The sequence below is a fragment of the Stenotrophomonas sp. 3(2025) genome (assembly GCF_052665395.1).
The window spans coordinates 156757-177368 of the sequence record NZ_JBQOIF010000005.1 but is presented as its reverse complement, the minus strand read 5'-3'; the positions used below and the strand labels follow the sequence as shown (position 1 = coordinate 177368).

Below are 20612 nucleotides of genomic sequence, written 5' to 3'. Positions count from 1 at the left end.
GCGCATAGGGTACCCGCATCGGTGTCACGCGGGGGGCATCGACGGTCCCGCGTGGGGCTGTGCGTTCAGTCGCACGCAGCATTTGGTCCCGGCCGCATCGGCAACCGGGGCTGCGCGGATCAGCCGGTGGTCTGCAGGTGGATGCGGTGGGCTTTGGCGAAGGCGTCCTGCGCGTCGCTCAGGGTCTGCATGTCTTCGTCCATTCTGGTCACGGCCTCGTCCAGCGTCTGCAGCAGCGGGGCGACCTGTTCTTCGCTGTAGCCATCGGGGAGGGCGGCCAGCTGTTCCATCACGGCGAACATGTGTTCGGTGCTCTTCAGGGAATCGAGCAGGTTCTGGTGCAGTGCATCGGCGTCCTTGCCATGGGTGAACTGTTGAACGAAGACCCGCCGGTCGGCGATTTCCTTGTGCGCGTTCTTCAGGCCGAAGCGATGCTGCTGCATGCTCTTGCCGTCCTGCAGCGACGCATGGAAGGACGCGCCGTTCGGGCCGTTGGTCCATTGCTCGACCATGCTGACCGTGCCGTTCCAGCTGGCGACATTCTCATGCAGGTAATCGCGGTTGCTCATGCCGCTGTGGCAGGCCGCAAGCAGGCCCAGGCTGGTGGCGAGCAGAAGGGGGGCGAAACGATTCACGGCAACACTCCTTGTCGCGGGCACAGGAAACGTAAGGGGTGCCGGCCTGCCGCCCGCGGCGGACCGGCACCCTGCAGATCGATCAGCGCAGGGCCAGGGTCAACAGCAGTGCCCGCGCGGCATTGAAGCGGTCTTCGGGCAGCGGCAGCGGATGCTTGACGCGCAGCTTGTCCGGACCATCCATGGCATACAGGTTCGGTTGTTTCTGGATCAGCTGGATCACCGCCATCGGGTCGATGTTCGGCTTGGATTCGAACACGATGCGGCCGCCGTTCTCGCCCAGGTCCAGCTTGCGGATGCCCAGCGTGTTGGCCTGCAGCTTCAGCTCGGCAATGGCGAACAGGTTCTTGGCCGCATCCGGCAGCAGGCCGAAGCGGTCGATCATCTCCACCTGCAGTTCGCGCAGCGCATCGCTGTCGCGCGCGCTGGAAATGCGCTTGTACAGCGTCAGGCGGGTGTGCACATCCGGCAGGTAGTCATCCGGAATCAGCGCCGGCACGTGCAGCTCGACCTCGGCGCCCCGCGCTTCTTCGCCGGCATCGATGTCGGGCAGATGGCCCTGCCTGATGCTGCGCACTGCGCGTTCCAGCAGCTCGGTGTACAGGCTGAAGCCCACTTCGGCCATCTGCCCGCTCTGGTCCTCGCCCAGCAGTTCGCCGGCGCCGCGGATTTCCAGATCGTGGGTGGCCAGGGTGAAGCCGGCACCCAGTTCGTCCATCGAGGCGATCGCTTCCAGGCGCTTTTCCGCATCCGGCGTGATCGAGCGACGGTCGGGTACGACCAGGTAGGCATAGGCGCGGTGGTGCGATCGACCGACGCGGCCACGCAGCTGGTGCAGCTGGGCCAGGCCGAAGCGGTCGGCACGGTTGATGATGATGGTGTTGGCGTTGGGGATGTCGATGCCCGATTCGATGATCGTGGTCGACAGCAGCACGTTGAAGCGCTGCTTCTGGAAGTCCAGCATCACCTTTTCCAGCTCGCGCTCGGGCATCTGCCCATGGGCGATGCCGATGCGCGCTTCGGGCACCAGCTCGGACAGCTCGCGCTGCATGCGGCCGATGCTCTCCACGTCGTTGTGCAGGAAATACAGCTGGCCACCGCGTGCCAGCTCGCGTTGGAAGGCTTCGCGCAGCAGCGCGTTGTCCCACTGGGTGATGAAGGTCTGCACCGCCAGCCGGTTCGGCGGCGGGGTGGCGATGATCGACAGGTCGCGCAGGCCGGCCATGGCCATGTTCAGCGTGCGCGGGATCGGCGTGGCGGTCAGGGTCAGCAGGTGCACGTTGGCGCGCAGTGCCTTCAGCGCCTCCTTCTGGCGCACGCCGAAGCGCTGCTCCTCGTCGACGACGACCATGCCCAGGTCCTTGAACTTCACGTCCGGCTGCAACAGGCGATGGGTACCGACGATGACGTCGATGGTGCCGGCGGCGACCCTCTCCAGCTCGGCCTTGATCTCCTTGGTGCTCTTGAAGCGCGACAATACTTCGACCTTCATCGGATAGTCGGCGAAGCGGTCGCGGAAATTGCGGTAATGCTGCTCGGCCAGCAGCGTGGTCGGTACCAGCACCGCCACCTGCTTGCCGGCACTGGCCGCAGCGAACGCGGCGCGCACGGCGACTTCGGTCTTGCCGAAGCCCACGTCGCCGCAGACCACACGGTCCATCGGCTGGCTGCTGGCCAGGTCACGCAGGGTGGCGTCGATGGCAGCCAGCTGGTCCGGGGTTTCCTCGAACGGGAAACCGGCGGCGAACGGCTCGTACATCGCGCGGTCCACCTGCAGTGCCAGTCCGGCACGCGCCTGGCGGCGGGCCTGGATCTCCAGCAGCTCGGCGGCTACATCGCGCACCTTCTCGGCGGCCTTGCGCTTGGCCTTGCTCCACTGCTCGCCGCCCAGCGAATGCAGTGGCGCGGTTTCGGCGGACGCGCCGGAATAGCGGCTGATCAGGTGCAGCTGTGCGACCGGCACGTACAGGCGGTCGCCCTTGGCGTACTCGATTTCGAGGAACTCGCCGGGCATGCCGCCGACGTCCATCGCGATCAGTCCGCGGTAGCGGCCGACGCCATGGTCCTCGTGCACGATCGGCGCGCCTTCGGTCAGTTCGCCCAGATCGCGGATGATCGCTTCCGGCTCTCGTCCGGCGCGGCGCGTGCGGCGGGTGCTGCCGGCGCGCTCGGGGAACAGCTGGCGTTCGGTCAGCACCGCGATGTGCGGCGCATCCAGGGCGAAGCCGTCTTCCAGCGGCGCCACGGCAATGGCGAAGCGTTCGTCGCTGGCCAGGAAGGACAGCAGGTCGGCCACCACCGGTGGCTTCAGCTCGGCGGCCTGCAGCACTTCCAGCAGGGCCTCGCGACGGCCCGGCGAATCGGCGGCGATCAGCACCCGGCCAGGGTAATGGCCAAGGAAGGATTTCAGCGCGTCACCGGCCGGCGCCTCGCGCGCGGCCACCGGCAGCGGCGGCAACGGCTGGTCGCCCAGCGCATGCGCCTCGGCGATGCGGGCGTGATCGGCAGCCCATACCTCGATGCGCGGTGCGTCGTTCAAACGCTCGCGCAGCAGGTCCGGCGACAGGTACAGCGCCGACGGTGGCAGCAGCGGCCGTTCAACGTCATGGCGGCGTTGCTCGTAGCGCTCGCCGGTCTGCGTCCAGAACGTCTCTGCCGCTTCAGCGGCGCCCACGCAGACGACCGGCAGGCTGCCGGCAGGCAGGTAGTCGAACAGGGTGGCGGTGCGCTCGAAGAACAGCGGCAGGTAGTACTCGATGCCGGCCGGGGCCAGGCCCGATTTCAGGTCCTGGTACAGCGAGCTGCGCCGGGTATCGACGTCGAAGCGCTCGCGCAGGGTCGCCAGCACCCGGGCGATGCTGGCGTCGTCCATCGGTACTTCGCGGCCGGGCAGCATGTGCACCGCCTCGACCTTGTCCAGCGAGCGCTGGCTTTCCGGATCGAACGCACGAATTGAATCGATGTCCTCGTCCAGCAGTTCCACCCGCAGCGGCTCGTCGGCGCCCATCGGGTAGACGTCAAGCAGGCCGCCACGCACGGCGAAATCACCCGGGTCCATCACCTGCGGCACGTTGCGGTAGCCGGCGCTTTCCAGGCGACGCTTCTCCGCTTCCAGGTCCAGGCGCTGGCCGACTTCAAGATTGAAGCTGCCGCCGATGACATAGCTGCGGGGAGCCAGCTGCTGCAGCAGGGTCTGCACCGGCACCACCACCAGGCCGCGCTTCAGCGTGGGCAGGCGATGCAGGGCCGACAGGCGCTGCGAAATGATGTCCGGGTGCGGGCTGAAGCGATCGTAGGGCAGCGTCTCCCAGTCCGGGAACGCCACCACCGGCAGGCTCGGGTCGCCTCCCAGCAGGGTATGCAGATCCGCTTCGATCTGGTTGGCACCGTGGTTGTCACGGGCCACCACCAGCAGCGGCGCGTCATGCGTGCGCGCTGCCTGGGCCAGGTACCAGGCCAGGGCAGTGGGCGAGGCGGGGGCGCGCCACCAGGCGCGAAGCTGGCCGGCACGTGGCAGCGGCGGGGCGGGGTATTGAGTACGCGACATGAACCGCGGATTTTAGCAGAAGCCCCCGCCTGGCCCATGATCGTTACGTGACCGGGGTAGCGCCGGGCCATGCCCGGCGAGCGCAGCGGCCGGATCAACATCGCCGGGCAGGGCCCGGCGCTGCCGTCAGTTGTCCAGTTCCAGCACCATCCGCACCAGGCCTTCGGCCCCGTTCGGATGGGGGACCGGCTTGAAGCCCAGCGAGGCGGCCAGCTGCTTCATCGGCTCGTTCTCGGCGGCGACATCGCCATACAGGCGGTCCAGGTACTTGCCGCGGCCCCATTTCACCAGCTTGCGCATCAGCTGGCGGCCCAGGCCCTGGCCGATCAGGAAGCGGCTGATCAGGATCGCGTACTCGGCTTCGCGGGTACCGGGGATGATCGAGGCACGGGCCACCGCGCCGACCACGGCCTCACCGGCCGGCAGCGACTCGGCGGCGACCAGGGTGATCTCGGTCTTCGGGTTGGGATGGGTCAGGCGCTGGGTCGTTTCCGGTGACAGCTCGGTCACCGATTGCAGGAAACGGTCGCGGATTTCTTCCGGCCCGAACAGGCTGAAGGCGGCCTGCAGCGGCGCGCCATCTTCGGGGCGGATGGGGCGGATCAGCAGCTCGTGGCCGCTGGGAGCCTTGAAGATCTCATGCCAGGGCGGCATGCGGTTGCGAGTGGCCATACCGGGTGATTCCTTGGTGGTCCATCGATTGTGTCATCACCGGGGCTGCATTCCGTGAACGAAAGGCTCACGGTCGTACAGCCTCGTGAAGGCCCTTATTCGGCCGTCTTCAGCCAGTCCAGGCGGGTGCTGGCACCGGGCTCGCCCAGATGCTGGCGCAGGGCCGGCAGCGCCGGGCCGACCACACGGTCGAACTGCCAGGGGGCATTGAGCACCAGCATGCCGCTGCCGTTGAGGCGCAGCGGGGAGTCGTCCGGGCGGACCAGGAACTCGATGGTCATCGCCGACTTCACCGGCAGTGCGGTGGCCTTGCGCAGGAAATGCAGGATGGTGCGGCGCTGCTTGATCGGGAACCAGACCGCACAGGTGGCCTGCGGCCAGCGCGCCAGGGTCTCGGCCAGCGCGGCAAGGATCGCCTGGTACTCGGCGTCCTGGGCTTCGTAGGGCGGGTCGATCAGGACCAGGCCGCGGCCGATCTTGGCACCGTTGGCCTTGGGCGGCAGCAGCGAGCGCAGCAGCGCATAGCCGTCACCGGGGTGCACGCCGACGCGGCTGTCATGGGCGAACAGGGTCTTCAGCGAAGCGGCCTCATCCTCCTGCAGCTCGCACACCGCCATGCGGTCCTGCGGGCGCATGGCCTGCGCGCTGAGCAGCGGCGAGCCGGGGTAGGCGATCATCGCGCCGACCGGATTGTCGGCCTGCACCGCCTTGAGGTAGCGCTCGACCACCTCGGGCAGCTTGGGCTGGGCCATCAGCCGCATGACCCCGGATTCGACTTCCAGGGTCTTGCGGCTTTCTTCGCTGGCCAGCAGGTAACGGCCGGCACCGCCGTGGGTGTCGAGCACGAAGAACGGGCTGTCCTTGCGCTTGAAGCTGTCGATCAGGGCCAGCTGCACGATGTGCTTGAGGACATCGGCGTGGTTGCCGGCGTGGAAGGCGTGGCGATAGTTCATGGGCGGCAGTGTACGGGGCAAGGGCCGCAGCGGCTATGCTGCGCGCCATGACAGCCTCTGTTACCCATGTCCTGGTGGTCGAAGACGAAGCGGCCATCGCCGAAACCGTGCTCTATGCGCTGCGCAGCGAAGGCTACGCCGCCAGCCATTGCCTGCTGGGCGGGCAGGCGCTGCAGCAGCTGCAGGCCGGCGATATCGACCTGGTGGTGCTGGATGTCGGCCTGCCGGACCTCAGTGGTTTCGAGGTCTGCCGCCGGCTGCGGGCCCTGCCAGGGCCGGTGGCGCAGGTGCCGGTGATCTTCCTGACCGCCCGCAACGACGAACTCGACCGCGTACTGGGCCTGGAGCTGGGGGCGGACGACTACATGGCCAAGCCGTTCTCGCCGCGCGAGCTGGTGGCGCGGGTACGCGCCCGGCTGCGGCGTGCCACGCCCGCTGCGGTGGCGCCGTCCGTCGAGAGCGGCTGGCAGGAACACGGTGCCTTCGCCATCGATCGCGATGGCCGCCGCATCCGCTTCCAGGGCCATCCGCTGGACCTGACCCGCTACGAATATGCGTTGCTGGAGGCGCTGCTGCAGCGCCCCGGCGCGATCCTCAGCCGTGCCCAGTTGATGGACCGTGGCTGGGACAGCGCCGCCGACAGCGCCGACCGCACCGTCGACACCCACGTCAAGACACTGCGCGCCAAGCTGCGTGCGGCCGGCGCCAGCGGTGAGCCGATCCGCACCCATCGCGGCCTCGGCTACGCCCTGGAGGTTTGAGGCGTGCGTCTGGTCCTGAAGCTGTTCCTGGGGTTCTTCCTGATCGTGGGCATCGCCGCGTTCTTCGTGATGCGCGTGTTCGTCAACGAAGTGAAGCCGGGCGTGCGCCAGGCGATGGAATCGACCCTGGTGGATGCGGCCAACGTGCTGGCGGAAATGGCCGCCGCCGACGTCAAGGCCGGCACCATCCGCAATGGCACCTTCACCCGCGACCTGGCCAAGGCCCGGCAGCGCGACCTGAAGGCGATGGTCTGGCGCTTTCCCAAGCGTGCGCTGGACTACCGGGTGACGATCACCGACGCCAAGGGCATCGTGATCTACGATTCGCTGGGCCGCGACGTGGGCCGCGACAATTCGCGCTGGAACGATGTCTACCGCACCCTGCGCGGCGAATACGGTGCGCGCTCCAGCCCGGAAACGCCGGGCGATGACAGCAACACGGTGATGCACGTGGCCGCGCCGGTGTACGACCCGGCCGATGGCAGCACGCTGATCGGCGTGCTCAGCCTGGCCCAGCCCAACCGCAGCATCGATCCGTTCATCGCCGCCAGCCAGCGCGCCATCATCGAGCGCGGTGCGTGGCTGATCGGCCTGTCGGCGCTGGTGGGCGTGCTGGTGACGATGTGGCTGACCAACGGCCTGGGCCAGCTCAGCCGCTATGCGCGCGCGGTCAGCGCCGGTGAACCGGTGCCGCCGCCAAAGCGGCGCAGCGACGAGATCGGCGATCTTGGCCAGGCGCTGGAGACCATGCGGCGCAAGCTGGAAGGCAAGGCGTACGTCGAGCAGTACGTGCAATCGCTGACCCACGAGATGAAAAGCCCGCTGGCGGCGATCCGCGGTGCCGCCGAACTGCTGCAGGAGCCGATGGCCGACGCCGACCGTGCGCATTTCGCACGCAGCATCGTCGACCAGCAGGAACGGCTGACCGAAACCATCGACAAGCTGCTGGCGCTGGCCGAGGTCGAGCAGCACGGCTGGTTGCAGACCCGTGATCCGATCGCCTTGCCGGTGCTGCTGCAGGAAGCCGCGGCGGCGGCGCAGGTGCGCGCGCAGGCCGCAGGTGTCCAGCTGCATATCGAGCAGGTGCCCGACCTGCGCGTGCAGGGCGATGGCTATCTGCTGCGGCAAGCGCTGCACAACCTGATCGACAACGCCATTGCGTTCTCGCCACCCGGGGCACAGGTGCAACTGGATGCCCAGCTGGACGGGCAGGGCGTACGCCTGCAGGTTGCCGACCGTGGCGCGGGCATTCCCGACTACGCACGCGAGCGCGTGTTCGAGCGCTTCTATTCGCTGGCCCGGCCCGGCACCGGCCGCCGCAGTTCCGGCCTCGGCCTGCCCTTCGTGCAGGAAGTGGTGCGCCTGCATGACGGCCGCGCCAGCCTGCAGCCGCGCGAAGGCGGCGGCACCGTGGCCAGCCTGTGGCTGCCGCTGGCGATACCGGGCCAGCGTCTGCGGCGCTGACTTCACACCCGCTTCAAATTCGCCACAAACCCTGCTCACGGCAGCCGTCCATCCTGCAGTCCTCTCCAACGAGGATGGACGATGAAATCCCTGAAGATGCTGCTGCGGTTCGCCATTGTCGGCGGCCTGATCCTGCTGCTGCTGATCCCGCTGTTCCTGATCCGCAGCGTCATCACCGAGCGCAGCGCCTATCGCGAAGAGGCCTACTCGCGGGTGGCCGAAAGCCGTGCCGGTACCCAGCGCGTGGTCGGGCCGGTGCGCGTGGTGCCGTGGTCCAAGCGCGAGCAGGTGGAAGTGGTCGATGCGCAGGGCAACAAGAAGACCGAGCTGCAGACCACCCAGGGTTACTGGTTGCAGCCGCCGGCCACCCTGCAGATCAGTGGCGAGCTGCTGCCCAGCCAGCGCTCGGTCGGCCTGTTCAAGGTGCCGGTGTACAGCTGGAATGGCCAGCTCAAGGCGACCTTCAGCGAGGACGACTACCCGGAGCACGATGGCATGACCTATGGCGAGGCCTACATCGCGCTGGGCGTGTCCGATGCGCGTGGCCTGGTTGGTACGCCGAACCTGCGGGTTGATGGACAGCAGGTCAAGCTGCTGCCGGGCGTGGCCGGCGCATCCGCACTGGGCCGTGGGCTGCATGCACCGATCGCCGGCATCGCCCGCACCGGAGGCATCCTGGCGGCCAGCAGCGTGGAACTGGAACTGCAGCTCGATGGCAGCCGCTCGCTGTCGGTGGTGCCGGTGGGCGATGACAACCAGATCGCGCTGCGGTCCAGCTGGCCGCACCCGTCGTTTGCCGGTGCGTTCCTGCCGAACGAGCGGAGTGTGGATGCACAGGGCTTCGATGCACGCTGGGCCGTTTCCTCGCTGGCATCGGACGCACAGCAGCGACTGCGCGAGGGCGATGACCTGGATGCGCAGGCGGTGCAGGTTTCGCTGGTCGACCCGGTCGATACCTATACCCAGGCCGACCGCGCTTCCAAGTACGGCGTGCTGTTCGTGGTGCTGACGTTCGTTGGTTTCATCCTGTTCGAACTGATCAAGTCGCTGCGCATCCATCCGCTGCAGTACCTGATGGTCGGCCTGGCGCTGGCGATCTTCTTCCTGCTGCTGATCAGCCTGTCCGAGCACATCGCCTTCTGGCAGGCCTACCTGGTTTCCGCGCTGGCCTGCATCAGCCTGCAGGCGGTGTACCTGGCCAATGTGCTGGGTCACTGGAAGCGGGGCCTGGGCTTCGCCGCGATGCTGACGGTGCTGTACGGCGCGCTGTATGGGCTGCTGGTCTCGGAAAACAATGCACTGCTGATGGGCTCGCTGCTGCTGTTCGTGATCCTCGCGCTGGCGATGTGGGTGACCCGTCGGGTTGACTGGTACGCCCTGGCCGAACAGAAGTAAGGGGCACGCCATGGGCTGGCGCCAAGGATTGCAGCAACGGGCACGACAGGGCATTCCCGCGCTGTTGGAGGTGGATGCACTGCTGCAGGCCCATGGGGTGCTGGCGGCCTTGCCGGGGGCACGGATCGCGCCCGGCCTGGTCCGCTTCCAGCTGGCCGCCGTCACCTGCGAAGGATTGCAGCGGCGCGGGCTGGACTGGTTGCGGGAGGCGCGGCACGGACGCGGCGCGCTCGCCGGCAAGGTGCCCCGTTACCGGCCATGGAAGGCCGGGGCGGCGGCGTTGTCGGAGATCGGCATCGACGGGCTGCCAGCAGACTGGCCGGAACATGCGGCGGTGTTTGGTTGCAGCAGTATCGACCAGCGGCACTGGCTGCTGCTGTTGCCCGAACGCGCGCAGCTGTGGCTGGGGTGGAAGGGGTGACAGCGGAAGGCCCATCCACGCGTGGCGTGTTCTACGGGGCCTCTGCTGGGTGCGGACCTTGGTCCGCACCGCTCTTCGGTGGGAAGGCGCCATCCACGCATGGCGTGGATCTACCAGATGCCCATGACCGATGGGACGGGGGCCGGGCGCCGCGGCTGGCTAGACTCGAGCGGATGATGATCGAGCCGAAAGGCAGGGGTGCGGCGTGTTGACGTGGAGCGGGCTGAAGTGGGGCGTGCTGGCAGTAGCGCTGGCGATGGGGGGCAATGCGGTGGCGCAGCAGCGCGAGCCGGTGGACCTGGACATGGTCGGCAAGATCCGCCAGCAGGCGTTCCACAAGTCGCAGGTGATGGATACCTTCAGCTACCTCACCGAACGCATCGGGCCGCGCCTGACCAATTCGCCGGCGATGGGGCGTGCCAACGCCTGGACCCGTGGCAAGTTCAGCGAATGGAAGCTGGACAATGTCCATGACGAAGCCTTCGACGAATTCGGCCGTGGCTGGGAATTCACCTCGGCCAGCGTGGAGATGCTGGGCGATCGCGTGCAGCCACTGCATGCGCTGCCCAAGGCGTGGACGCCGGGCACCAACGGGCCGGTCGAGGGCGACCTGCTGCAGGTGGACATCAAGAAGCCCGAGGACATCGAGAAATATCGCGGCAAGCTGCGTGGAAAGATCCTGCTGCTGGGCGAGGCACGCGAATACAAGCGCGGCACCGACGCCGATTCGCACCGGCACGACGCCACCTCGCTGGAAGGCCTGCAGGAATTCACCCTGCCCAAGGACAAGGACGTGGCCGCCGACCGCGCCAAGCGGGTCAAGGAATACCAGGAGAAGCAGGCGCTGGCGGCGAAGGTCAACGCATTCTTCGTTGAAGAAGGCGCGCTGGCCTCGATCAGCATCAGCAGCTGGGACAACGGCATCATCCGCGTGGCCGGTGGCGGCTCGCGCAAGGCCGGTGAAGCGGTCGGCATTCCCGAACTGGCGATGATCGCCGAGCACTTCAATCCGCTGGTACGCGCGCTGGAAGCCAAGCAGAGCGTGCGCCTGCGCGTGGATGTGGCCGCACGCTTCACCGACGAGGCCGACCAGCCCGGCTACAACACCCTGGCCGAGATCCGTGGCAGCAGCAGGCCGGACGAGGTGGTGATGATCGGCGCGCACCTGGATTCCTGGCACAGCGGCACCGGCGCGGCCGACAACGCCGCCGGCGTGGCGGTGATGATGGAGGCCATGCGCATCCTCAAGGCCAGCGGTGCCAAGCCCAAGCGCACCATCCGGGTTGCGCTGTGGAGTGGCGAGGAACAGGGGCTGATCGGTTCGCAGGCTTACGTGGCCAAGCACTTCGGTCGATTCCCCGAGCCCACCGACCCGGCGCAGAAGGCGCTGCCGGCCTCGCTGCGCGAACCGACCGGTGCCCTGCAGAAGACCCGCGACTACGGCAAGTTCCAGGTCTATTTCAACATGGACAACGGCTCGGGCCGCTTCCGTGGCATCTACGCACAGGAAAACCTGGCGGCGATGCCGATCTTCGAAGCCTGGCTCGCCCCGTTCCATGACGTGGGTGCAACCACCGTGGCCACCCGCAACACCGGCAGCACCGACCACATCAGCTTCGACCGCATCGGCCTGCCGGGCTTCCAGTTCATCCAGGACAAGCTGGACTATTTCAGCAACGTCCACCACAGCCACCTGGACACCTGGGACCACGCCGAACCGGAAGATCTGAAGCAGGCCGCCGCCATCGTCGCCTCCTTCGCCTACCACGCTGCCATGCGCGAACAGCCGTTCCCGCGCAAGCCCGAGCCCTGAAAAAGGGACGGAGGGGATCAAGTCGTGTTTCCCCTCCGCTGCATCGGCGTTCTCCCGGGAGCGCGGCAATAGCGACTTGATCCCTCCGTCCCCTTTTTCCGCAGGGGGCGGAGGGCTGGTAAAATCGGGGGATACCCGTTCCTCGAGCCCTCCATGACCTGCCGCACCCGCTTCGCCCCCAGTCCCACCGGCTACCTGCATATCGGTGGCGCCCGCACCGCGCTGTACTGCTGGCTGGAGGCCCGCCATCGTGGCGGCGAGTTCGTGCTGCGCATCGAGGACACCGACCGTGAACGCAGCACCCAGGGTGCGATCGATGCGATCCTGGAGGCGATGGAGTGGCTGGGCCTGGACTACGACGAAGGCCCGTTCTACCAGACCGAGCGCGTCGCCCGGTACAAGGAAGTGGCCGAGCAATTGATCGCCGACGGCAAGGCGTACTACGCCTACGAAACCCGCGAAGAGCTGGACGCCATGCGCGAGGCCGCGATGGCCAGGCAGGAAAAGCCACGCTACAACGGCGCTGCCCGCGAGCAGGGCCTGCCGTACAGGGACGACCCGAACCGAGTCATCCGCTTCAAGAACCCGCTTGAAGGCACGGTGGTGTTCGATGATCTGATCAAGGGCCGCATCGAGATCGCCAACAGCGAGCTGGATGACATGGTCATCTTCCGTCCGGACGGCTACCCCACCTACAACTTCGCGGTGGTGGTGGACGACTGGGACATGAAGATCTCCGAAGTCATCCGTGGCGACGACCACATCAACAACACCCCGCGCCAGATCAACCTGTACGAAGGCATCGGCGCACCGGTGCCGAAGTTCGGCCACATGCCGATGATCCTGGACGAGCAGGGCGCCAAGCTGTCCAAGCGCACCGGCGCGGCCGACGTGATGCAGTACAAGGACGCCGGCTACCTGCCTGATGCACTGCTGAGCTACCTGGCCCGGCTGGGCTGGTCGCACGGCGACCAGGAACTGTTCAGCCGCCAGGAGCTGATCGATCTGTTCGATGTGAAGGACTGCAATTCCAAGGCCTCGCGCCTGGACATGGCCAAGCTGGGCTGGGTCAACCAGCACTTCCTGAAGACCGAGGAGCCGGCCGCGATCGTGCCGCACCTGGTCTACCAGCTGCAGAAGCTGGGCCTGGACGTGGCCGCTGGCCCGGCGCCGGTGGACGTGGTGATCGCCCTGCGCGAGCGCGTGCAGACCCTGAAGGAAATGGCCGAGAAGGCCGTGGTCTGGTACCAGCCGCTGAACGAATACGATGAAGCGGCCGTGGCCAAGCACTTCAAGGCCGGTGCGGAACTGCCGCTGGGCAAGGCCCGCGAGCTGCTGGCAGCCCTGCCGGAGTGGACCGCCGAGGCCGTTGGCGTGGCCCTGCACGATGCAGCCGCCGCGCTGGAAATGGGCATGGGCAAGGTCGCCCAGCCGCTGCGCGTGGCCATCACCGGCACCCAGGTCAGCCCTGACATTTCCCATACCGTGTACCTGGCCGGCCGCGAGCAGGCCTTGAAACGCATCGATGTGGCCATCACCAAGGTAGCAACGGCCTGAGCCCTGCGGCCCACGCCCGAACTGGAGAACGCGCATGTCCGCCAAAACCGCCTGTACGGCCCCGCACCACCATGTCCACGACGCGTCGGATTTCGTGGCGGTGGTCGAGCGTGTCTCGCGCGAGCGCGGGCTGCGCCTGACCCCCATCCGCGCCAACGTACTCAAGCTGATCGCCGAGGCCGGCAAGCCGGTCAAGGCCTACGAGCTGCTGGAGTGGGTGCGCAACGGCAAGGGTGTGGGCGCTGACGCCCCGCCCACTGTGTACCGCGCGCTCGACTTCCTCATGGCCAATGGCTTCGTGCACAAGCTGGAATCGGTCAATGCCTTCGTGGCCTGCCACCACCCCAGCAGTGCGGCCCATTCGGTGCCGTTCCTGATCTGCAACAGCTGCCACAGCGCGGTGGAACTGGAAGACCGTGAGATCGTGACCCAGCTGGAAAAGCGGGCCAAGGAGCTCGGCTTCCAACCGCAGGCACAGACATTGGAAGTACACGGACTCTGCGCCCGTTGCGCAGGTTGATGCGAGGGTAGTGCCGGCCGCTGGCCGGCTTCCTCGGGATTGGGGTCAGATCCCTTTGCCAGTGGCAAAGGGATCTGACCCCATTTCATAACAATGCAGCCGAGCATGGAGCATGGCTCGACTCCACCGGGCCGGCGCCCTAGTCCATCGGCTTGGACGCGGTATCCACCCGCATGATCACCGACATGCCCGGCCGCAACCGCGCCGCCAGTTCCTGGTTCCCGTTGATCGAGATCCGCACCGGCAGCCGCTGCACCACCTTGGTGAAATTGCCGCTGGCATTGTCCGGGCGCAGCACGCTGAACTCCGATCCGGTGGCCGGCGCGATCTGCTCCACGCGTCCGCGCAGCACCTGGCCCTGGAACGCATCCACCGAGAACGAGGCGGGCTGCCCGATCTTCATCTGCCAGGTCTGGCCCTCCTTGTAGTTGGCCACCACCCACAATGCGTCGGGCACCAGGAACAGCAGCTGCGAACCGGCGGCTACGTACTGTCCCACGCGCACGCTGGCTTCGCTGATCTGCCCATCGCGCGGCGCATGGATCACCGTATTGGCCAGGTCGATGCGGGCCAGCTCAAGCTGTGCCTGCGCGCTTTCCACCTGCGCTTCCAGGCTCTTGCGCGAGACCTGGGTCGAGACCAGGGTTTCTTCGGCGATGCGGATCTGCGCCTGCGACTGCTGCACGCTGGCCTGCGCCGAGGCCTGGCTGGTGCGGAACTTGTCGCGGTCGTTGATGGACACCAGCTGCTGCGCCGCCAGTTCCTCGTAGCGCTTTGCCTCGTTGCGCGAGCGCTGCAGCTCGGCCTGGCCGGCCGACAGCGTGGCACGCGCCGCAGCAATCTGCGCGCGGTTCTGCGCCTGCGACTGGTCCGAATTGGCCAGGGCCGCGCGCGCGCTGTCCAGCGTGGCCTGCGCCTGCGCCACCCGCTGCGCGTAGATGCGGTCGTCGATGCGCAGCAGCGGCTCGCCCTGCTTCACGTGCTGGAAGTCCTTCACCAGCACGTCGGTCACATAGCCGTTCACCTGCGGCGCCATCACCGTGATCTGACCGCGCACGTAGGCGTTGTCGGTCACCATCACGCTGCTGGTGAACGGCCACAGGTGCCAGGCGCGCAGGATCAGCGCGATGCCCAGCAGGGCCACCACCACCATCACCACCACGCTGCGCGAACTCGGCTTGAGGTACTTCGGCGCGGCGGCGGGCGCGGCCGGCGTCGCCGCCGGTGCCGCGTCGGTGGGTGGCGGCGGGGTGACGTTCTCGGCAGCGTCGGTGTCGTCTGGACGGGGCGGGACGGGAGGCATGACGGTGGACTCAGCGCGGTGCCGCGGTCGCAGCCGCAGCGGGGGAGGAAGGATGGCGCTTGCGCCACTGTTTGCGTACTGCGGTACGCAGCGACAGCAGCAGCAACCAGCACAGGAAACCGATTGCCAGCCAGCCGCTCAGGGTGAACACATCGTTGAAGCCTCGCACGTTGGCTTCGCGGCGGGTGGTCTGCGCCAGCTGCGCGCTGCCCTGGGCACTGCGCAGCACCGGGTCGGTGATCTGCGCTGCGTACAGCTGTTGCTGGATGCGCAGGCGCTGTGCCACCACCGGGTCGGCTGGATCGAGCTGGCTGGTCAGCGCGCTGGAATACAGCTGCTCGCGATGCAGCTGGAATGTTCCCAGCACGGCCGAGCCGGCCAGTCCGCCCAGCGTCTGCGTGATCGACAATGTCACCAGGAAGGTGATCATGTGGTCCACGCCTTGTTTCAACGCGGCGGAAATGCCGAGCATGATCAGCGGGCCCATGAACATGCCGGCGCCCACCGACGCCAGGAACTGGCTGATGTAGAAGTCGTGCGGGCGATCCAGGCTGGTGCGGTGCTGGTCGAAGAACGCGGCGGCACCCAGCAGCAGGATCGCCATCAGCAACTGCGCAATCAGGCGCTTCGGGCCGAAGGTCAGTGACGCACCGGCGATGCCGGTGACCACGCCGGCCAGGATCACCACGAACAGCGGCCGCATCTGGTCCGGTCCCATGCCCAGCGTGCGCATCAGGTTGACCACGCCGTAGGACTGTTCAGTGGTCAGGAAGCGGATCAGGAAGGCGCCGACGATGAAGTGCATCACCGGCAGGGTCGACAGCCAACGGATCTGCAGCAGCGGGTTGCGCCGGTAGTGTTCGATGATCAGTGCGGTGGTGGTCAGCACGATGGAGGCGATCAGCGCCCAGCCCAGCCACGGCGTGTTCAACCACCAGCGCGTGTAGCCCTGGGCCAGCACCACCACCAGCAGGGCGACGGCAGGCGCGAGCAGGGCGAAGGTGAGGAAATCCAGCGGTTCGAAGGCCTTGACCTGGATGCCCGGCGGCAGCTTCAGCACGACCACGGCGGCAAACGCGCACAGCGCCAGTCCTGCTTCGAACGAATACAGCTGGTGCCACTGGCCGGTATCGACCAGGCCGGGCGAGACGATCCAGGCAATCGGCACCGCCAGCTGCGACAGGCCAACGCCGATCACCAGCAGGTTGCCGGTGAATCGCCGCGGCAGCGCCTGCAGCATGTACAGCGTCCCCAGCGTCGAACAGGCCGCGCCGGCGAAACCGCTGGCGGCGCGGGTCAGCATGGTGGTCTCGAAACTGCCGACGAACAGGTGCAGCACCGCCAGCGCCGCATACAGCCCCAGGCCGATCTCGGCGAACAGGCGGATGCCGTACTGCTGGCGGAACTTGAAGGCCAGCAGATTGGCGGTCACGTTGACCATGGCGTAGGCAGCCACCAGCCAGCTGCCCTGGGTGGGAGTGAGTGCCAGTTGCCCCTGCAGGAAGGGCAGGTTGGCCGTTACCAGCGCGTTGCCGAGGCCGCCGGTGATGGCCACCAGCAGCGACACCAGCGCATAGGCTGCACGCCGGTAAGGCGGGTGCCAGGGCATCGATGCCGAACCGGGCATGGTCGGCTTCTCGTGCTCCTCCCAATCCGGAACCGGCTTGAGGTACGGCTGCACCATCAGCGTTCCCCGCTGGCTGCTCCCTGGAGTCCCCCGCGCAACAGCTGCAGGGCACGCCCGGCCAGCTGGGCGCGCTCATCGCGGGTCTTGCCGCGCAGGGCCGCCCCCAGCATGCCCGAGATCAGTGAAATATCCGTCTTCTCCAGGTCGGGCCGGCACAGGCCAGCGGCCTTGGCGCGGGCGATGGGGGCTTCCAGCAGGTCGCGCACGGTCTCGCGTGCGGTGCGCATGGCCGGCACGTCCGAATCGACCGCGCGCCAGTAATCGGCAAGAGCCGGCGAATCGACGATGCGCTGGGCCATGCCTTCGAACACCTCGAACAGGGCGTCGTCGCGGTCGCCAAGCTGCTCGACCTGGCGGCGGATGCGGTCGACCGTGCGCTGCAGCAGCGCCTGGATCAGCGCAGTGCGGTCAGGGAAATTGCGATACAGGGTGGCGCGGCCGACTTCGGCACGCTCGACCACCAGGTCCAGCGGCGCGGTGACGCCGTGTTGGCCGAACACATGGTCGGCAGCATCGAGGATGAGGGCTCGGCGGGCAGCGGCATCGGCACGTTGGGTGGTCATGGCTTCATTTTCGGACACAAATGTCCGGATGGCGAGAGACAGATGGCGACGGGATTGTCCGCTTGTTGTCGTACGCACATCTTTGTGACGGATGCGTGATGGCGGGCGGGGCGCAAAAAAAACGGGAGGCCACGCGGCCCCCCGTAGATCCACGCCATGCGTGGATGCACTTTCCAGTAGATCCACGCCATGCGTGGATGCCTCATCAGAAGAACGCGCGGATCCCGAAGGCGACACCACGACCCGGCAGCGGCGAGTAATCCTTCAGCAGCGAGGTATGCGGACGCACTTCGCGGTTGGTCAGGTTGCTGCCATCCAGGAACAACTCGTAGCTGTTGCTGTCGCTGCGGTCCCAGCGGTAGGCCAGGTGCGCATCGACCAGGGTGTAGCCGTTGCTCGGCTCCTCGTTCTGCGCAACGTCCTTCTGCCGGCTGTAACGCACCGCGCCCACCGAGGCACGCCAGCCATCCTTCGCCCAGCGCAGGTCGGCGCCGACACGGGCCGGGGCGATGCGCGGCAGGTAACCGGTGTTGGCCAGTTCCACGCTGTAGTTGTGGTTGTGGTCACCGTGTGGCACGGCGATGTCCAGGGTACGGCTGCCGTTGCCGTCCAGCTTGGCCTGCACGTAGTCGCCGAACACGCGCAGGTCCCAATCACCGGCGCCGCCTTCGAACAGGTGCACCAGCGCTTCGGCCTCGGCGCCCTTGAACACCGCGTCCTGCTGGGTCCAGGTGCGCACCGGCAGGCTCTCGGTGATGCCGGTGTCGGCCAGGTAGATGAAGTCCTTGAACCTGGTCTGGTAGATCGCGGCGGAGAAGTCCAGGCGCTCGCTGTGGGTGTGGATGCCCAGTTCAATGCGTTGGCCGCGCTCGGTCTTCAGGTTGGCATCACCGATTTCCAGCGAACGGGTGGCGATGTGCGCACCGGCGGCGTACAGCTCCTCGTTGGTCGGTGCACGCTCGGAGCTGTCCACGCCGATGCGCAGGTCGACCGCATCGTTGAGCTTCCAGATGCCGGCGGCAGACAGGTTGGTGGCGTCGAACTTGCGGCGGCGGTAGTCGCCGGTCGGGTCCAGCTTGACCTGGTCGTGGCGACCGCCCAGTTCCATCTTGAACGGGCCGAACTGCTTTTCCTGCAGAACGAACAGGCCGATGTTCCTGGTTCCGGTATCGGGCACGAACGCTTCTTCGCCCTTGGCGCCGAAATCGCTGTTGCCGAACTGCAGGCCGAAGGCGCCGTCCCAGCCGCCGATCTGCTGCTGCACCGCTTCCAGGCGGCCTTCGATGCCGCGGTTGGTGAAGCGGGTGGACGGCGTGCCGGCTTCCAGCTCCACGTGTTCGTAGTCGGTGTAGGCCACGCGCGCGTTGACGTTCTTCAGGAACGATACCGGGTTGTAGATGCCGGCCTTGGTCTCGAAACGGTTCTGCACCATGTCGATGCGCACGTCGTGCTCTTCACCTTCCTCCTCCTCGCCATGGTCGTGGTCGTGATCATGGTCGTGGCCATCGCCGTCGGCATGCACGTGGGCGCCGTTGGGGATGCCGTAGTTGGTGCGGTACGTGCTGGCCGAGGCGCCGAAGTAGCCGCCTTCGCCCAGCCAGGTGGCGCCGACGCCACCGGCGCGGGTGCGGATGGAACTGTTGTCCAGGCGGCCGCGACGCGGCTCTTCGCCTTCCTCGCCCGCGTGGTCGTGGTCATCGTGGTGGTCTTCCAGGCCGTCGATCACCGCGTAGCCGGGAATGCGGAAATCATCGCCATTGCGCACCAGGCCATCCACGTGCAGCACGACATTGCCGCTTACGCCGTCCAGGCGGAACATGCCGCTGCGTTCGTCGTTGACCGAATTGCCACGCAGCTCGGCACGGCCGCTGAGCGGACGATCCGGCAGTTCGCGCGCAATGCGCCCATCGACCACGTTTACCGCACCGCCGATCGCGCCGCTGCCGAACAGCAGGGTAGCCGGGCCTTTCAGTACTTCGATCTGGTCGGCCAGGAACGGCTCGATGCTGGTGGCATGGTCGGCGCTGACGGTGGAGGCGTCCATGTTGCCCATGCCGTTGGACAGCACGGCCACGCGCGGACCTTCCTGGCCACGGATGATCGGGCGGCCGACGCCGGGGCCGAAGAAGGTGCTCTGCACGCCGGGCAGCTTGGCGACGGTGTCACCGAGGGTGCCGGCCTTCTGCTCATCGAGGCGCTCACCGGACAGCACTTCGACCGGGCGCGCCAGCGATTCGGCATCACCCTGCAGCGGCGATGCCGTGACCTGCACCGAGGACAGCTCGGTCAGGTGGCGGTCACGATGCGAATCATCGTCGGAGGCCGCAAAGGCGACGGAGGGCAGCAGCGCAGCAAGCGCCAAGGCCAGGGAATGCGGCTTGAGGCGAGGGTGACGGGTGGGCATGGGCGGTCCTTTGTTACATTGTATCAATCGGGTGGCGCACGAATCCCGTCGGCGGGACAGGGGGAGGGGAACCGTGCGGGTCGGGAAACGATGTTATATTATTCCATAACGATTCGTCGCCCTGCTGGAAGTCATGCCTTTGCCCTCACGCCTGCGCCACCTGCTCGATCGCTTCGGCGCCACCGGTTCGATGCTTTGCGCGGTGCACTGCGCGGTCATTCCACTGTTGTTGGCAGCGGCCCCGTCGCTTGGCCTGTCCTTCTGGCTCAGCGATGGCGTGGAGAAGGCGCTGGTGGTGTTCGTGACCCTGCTGGGCTTGTTCAGCCTGGTCTGGGGCTATCGGCGGCATGGGGCGCTGCGTGCGCTGGCGTTCCTGATTCCCGGCCTGGTCGCGTTGTGGGCCGGCGTGCTGTACGACCCGCTGCACCACAACGCGGTGCCGCATGCGGTGGTGATGACCCTGGGCGGCCTGCTGGTCGGCATCGCGCACCTGGTCAACCTGCGCCTGAACCACGGCCACGTGCATGACGCCAGCTGCGCGCACTAGGCGCTCCGTGGTAGGCTTTCCGATCGTGCGCGGGGGCGCCCAGCAAGGCGGCCCCGCCGAACCCGTGTCAGTACGGGGTAACCAGATTTCACATTTGAGGAGTTGAAGACATGGGTAAGGGTGACCGCAAGACCGCCAAGGGCAAGCGCTACAACGCCAGCTACGGCAACGCCCGTTCGCACACCGCGAGCAAGGTCGCCGTAGGCGCCGCCGCCCCGGTTGCCAAGAAGACCGTGGCCAAGGCTCCGGCGAAGAAGGCTGTGGCCAAGAAGGCAGTGGCCAAGGCCGGCTGATCCGCCGACCGACCGGTCCAAAGAAAAACGCGGCGCTCGGCGCCGCGTTTTTTTTTGACCATGGCCAGGGCATGGCG

The 20612-nt window shown here is 67.2% G+C and carries 17 protein-coding genes; 9 read left to right on the top strand and 8 right to left on the bottom strand.

Features of this window, described 5'->3' with window-relative positions; translation table 11 throughout:
• Nucleotides 1-119 precede the first annotated feature (119 nt).
• From ACUXVE_RS06045 to ACUXVE_RS06030, 4 genes are all read right to left on the bottom strand, one after another.
• Nucleotides 120-635: a hypothetical protein gene (locus ACUXVE_RS06045; protein ID WP_445513998.1), complete on the bottom strand. Its 516-nt coding sequence runs from the start codon at nucleotides 633-635 to the stop codon at nucleotides 120-122.
• Between the two features lie 82 nt (nucleotides 636-717).
• Nucleotides 718-4182, bottom strand: a complete 3465-nt coding sequence (gene mfd / locus ACUXVE_RS06040; protein WP_445513997.1) for a transcription-repair coupling factor — start codon at nucleotides 4180-4182, stop codon at nucleotides 718-720.
• Nucleotides 4183-4308: 126 nt separating this feature from the next.
• Complete coding sequence (locus ACUXVE_RS06035; RefSeq protein WP_025879325.1) at nucleotides 4309-4854, bottom strand: GNAT family N-acetyltransferase; 546 nt, start codon at nucleotides 4852-4854, stop codon at nucleotides 4309-4311.
• Between the two features lie 95 nt (nucleotides 4855-4949).
• Nucleotides 4950-5807 carry a 23S rRNA (adenine(2030)-N(6))-methyltransferase RlmJ gene (locus tag ACUXVE_RS06030; RefSeq protein ID WP_093817710.1) on the bottom strand — a complete coding sequence of 286 codons (858 nt, stop codon included), beginning with the start codon at nucleotides 5805-5807 and terminating at the stop codon, nucleotides 4950-4952.
• 35 nt (nucleotides 5808-5842) lie between these two features.
• On the opposite strand from ACUXVE_RS06030, the gene creB reads away from it, so the two are divergent.
• The 7 genes from creB (at nucleotide 5843) to ACUXVE_RS05995 (ending at nucleotide 13738) form a co-directional block, all read left to right on the top strand.
• Complete coding sequence (creB, locus tag ACUXVE_RS06025; RefSeq protein WP_093817711.1) at nucleotides 5843-6568, top strand: two-component system response regulator CreB; 726 nt, start codon at nucleotides 5843-5845, stop codon at nucleotides 6566-6568.
• A 3-nt stretch (nucleotides 6569-6571) separates the two neighbouring features.
• On the top strand, nucleotides 6572-8032 hold the full coding sequence (gene creC / locus ACUXVE_RS06020) for a two-component system sensor histidine kinase CreC (protein ID WP_445513996.1): 1461 nt from the start codon (nucleotides 6572-6574) through the stop codon (nucleotides 8030-8032).
• Between the two features lie 81 nt (nucleotides 8033-8113).
• Complete coding sequence (gene creD / locus ACUXVE_RS06015) at nucleotides 8114-9427, top strand: cell envelope integrity protein CreD (protein WP_445513995.1); 1314 nt, start codon at nucleotides 8114-8116, stop codon at nucleotides 9425-9427.
• Nucleotides 9428-9437: 10 nt separating this feature from the next.
• Nucleotides 9438-9848: a hypothetical protein gene (locus tag ACUXVE_RS06010; RefSeq protein ID WP_134832207.1), complete on the top strand. Its 411-nt coding sequence runs from the start codon at nucleotides 9438-9440 to the stop codon at nucleotides 9846-9848.
• A gap of 256 nt (nucleotides 9849-10104) precedes the next feature.
• Nucleotides 10105-11661 carry a M28 family metallopeptidase gene (locus ACUXVE_RS06005; protein ID WP_051562478.1) on the top strand — a complete coding sequence of 519 codons (1557 nt, stop codon included), beginning with the start codon at nucleotides 10105-10107 and terminating at the stop codon, nucleotides 11659-11661.
• A gap of 153 nt (nucleotides 11662-11814) precedes the next feature.
• The gene (gene gltX, locus ACUXVE_RS06000; RefSeq protein ID WP_033830686.1) at nucleotides 11815-13218 is read left to right on the top strand and encodes a glutamate--tRNA ligase; all 1404 of its coding nucleotides are present in this window, start codon (nucleotides 11815-11817) and stop codon (nucleotides 13216-13218) included.
• Nucleotides 13219-13252: 34 nt separating this feature from the next.
• Nucleotides 13253-13738, top strand: a complete 486-nt coding sequence (locus ACUXVE_RS05995; protein ID WP_025879333.1) for a Fur family transcriptional regulator — start codon at nucleotides 13253-13255, stop codon at nucleotides 13736-13738.
• Nucleotides 13739-13877: 139 nt separating this feature from the next.
• On the opposite strand, the gene ACUXVE_RS05990 is transcribed toward ACUXVE_RS05995, so the two are convergent.
• The 4 genes from ACUXVE_RS05990 to ACUXVE_RS05975 all read right to left on the bottom strand — a co-directional run bounded on the left by ACUXVE_RS05990 (nucleotide 13878) and on the right by ACUXVE_RS05975 (nucleotide 19695).
• Nucleotides 13878-15041 carry an HlyD family secretion protein gene (locus tag ACUXVE_RS05990; RefSeq protein ID WP_445513994.1) on the bottom strand — a complete coding sequence of 388 codons (1164 nt, stop codon included), beginning with the start codon at nucleotides 15039-15041 and terminating at the stop codon, nucleotides 13878-13880.
• A 10-nt stretch (nucleotides 15042-15051) separates the two neighbouring features.
• A complete protein-coding gene (locus ACUXVE_RS05985) occupies nucleotides 15052-16725 on the bottom strand; it encodes an MFS transporter (protein ID WP_025879335.1) in 1674 nt (557 codons plus the stop codon).
• The gene (locus ACUXVE_RS05980; protein ID WP_025879336.1) at nucleotides 16725-17291 is read right to left on the bottom strand and encodes a TetR/AcrR family transcriptional regulator; all 567 of its coding nucleotides are present in this window, start codon (nucleotides 17289-17291) and stop codon (nucleotides 16725-16727) included. Before ACUXVE_RS05980 ends, ACUXVE_RS05985 begins: the two co-directional genes overlap by 1 nt.
• A 205-nt stretch (nucleotides 17292-17496) precedes the next feature.
• Entirely contained in the window at nucleotides 17497-19695 is a 2199-nt protein-coding gene (locus tag ACUXVE_RS05975) for a TonB-dependent receptor (protein WP_445513993.1), read from the bottom strand.
• 133 nt (nucleotides 19696-19828) lie between these two features.
• Between ACUXVE_RS05975 and ACUXVE_RS05970 the strand changes: the two genes are divergently transcribed.
• Entirely contained in the window at nucleotides 19829-20242 is a 414-nt protein-coding gene (locus ACUXVE_RS05970) for a MerC domain-containing protein (protein WP_025879338.1), read from the top strand.
• Nucleotides 20243-20352: 110 nt separating this feature from the next.
• Nucleotides 20353-20535, top strand: coding sequence for a 30S ribosomal protein THX (locus ACUXVE_RS05965; protein WP_025879339.1), 183 nt, complete (start codon nucleotides 20353-20355; stop codon nucleotides 20533-20535).
• Nucleotides 20536-20612 lie beyond the last annotated feature (77 nt).

Coding starts and splice junctions, on each gene's coding strand:
- mfd (WP_445513997.1), bottom strand. CDS start 4,182: ATGTCGCGTACTCAATACCCCGCCCCGCCGCTGCCACGTGCCGGCCAG.
- ACUXVE_RS06035 (WP_025879325.1), bottom strand. CDS start 4,854: ATGGCCACTCGCAACCGCATGCCGCCCTGGCATGAGATCTTCAAGGCT.
- ACUXVE_RS06030 (WP_093817710.1), bottom strand. CDS start 5,807: ATGAACTATCGCCACGCCTTCCACGCCGGCAACCACGCCGATGTCCTC.
- creB (WP_093817711.1), top strand. CDS start 5,843: ATGCTGCGCGCCATGACAGCCTCTGTTACCCATGTCCTGGTGGTCGAA.
- creD (WP_445513995.1), top strand. CDS start 8,114: ATGAAATCCCTGAAGATGCTGCTGCGGTTCGCCATTGTCGGCGGCCTG.
- ACUXVE_RS06010 (WP_134832207.1), top strand. CDS start 9,438: ATGGGCTGGCGCCAAGGATTGCAGCAACGGGCACGACAGGGCATTCCC.
- ACUXVE_RS06005 (WP_051562478.1), top strand. CDS start 10,105: ATGGGGGGCAATGCGGTGGCGCAGCAGCGCGAGCCGGTGGACCTGGAC.
- gltX (WP_033830686.1), top strand. CDS start 11,815: ATGACCTGCCGCACCCGCTTCGCCCCCAGTCCCACCGGCTACCTGCAT.
- ACUXVE_RS05995 (WP_025879333.1), top strand. CDS start 13,253: ATGTCCGCCAAAACCGCCTGTACGGCCCCGCACCACCATGTCCACGAC.
- ACUXVE_RS05990 (WP_445513994.1), bottom strand. CDS start 15,041: ATGCCTCCCGTCCCGCCCCGTCCAGACGACACCGACGCTGCCGAGAAC.
- ACUXVE_RS05985 (WP_025879335.1), bottom strand. CDS start 16,725: ATGGTGCAGCCGTACCTCAAGCCGGTTCCGGATTGGGAGGAGCACGAG.
- ACUXVE_RS05980 (WP_025879336.1), bottom strand. CDS start 17,291: ATGACCACCCAACGTGCCGATGCCGCTGCCCGCCGAGCCCTCATCCTC.
- ACUXVE_RS05975 (WP_445513993.1), bottom strand. CDS start 19,695: ATGCCCACCCGTCACCCTCGCCTCAAGCCGCATTCCCTGGCCTTGGCG.
- ACUXVE_RS05970 (WP_025879338.1), top strand. CDS start 19,829: ATGCCTTTGCCCTCACGCCTGCGCCACCTGCTCGATCGCTTCGGCGCC.
- ACUXVE_RS05965 (WP_025879339.1), top strand. CDS start 20,353: ATGGGTAAGGGTGACCGCAAGACCGCCAAGGGCAAGCGCTACAACGCC.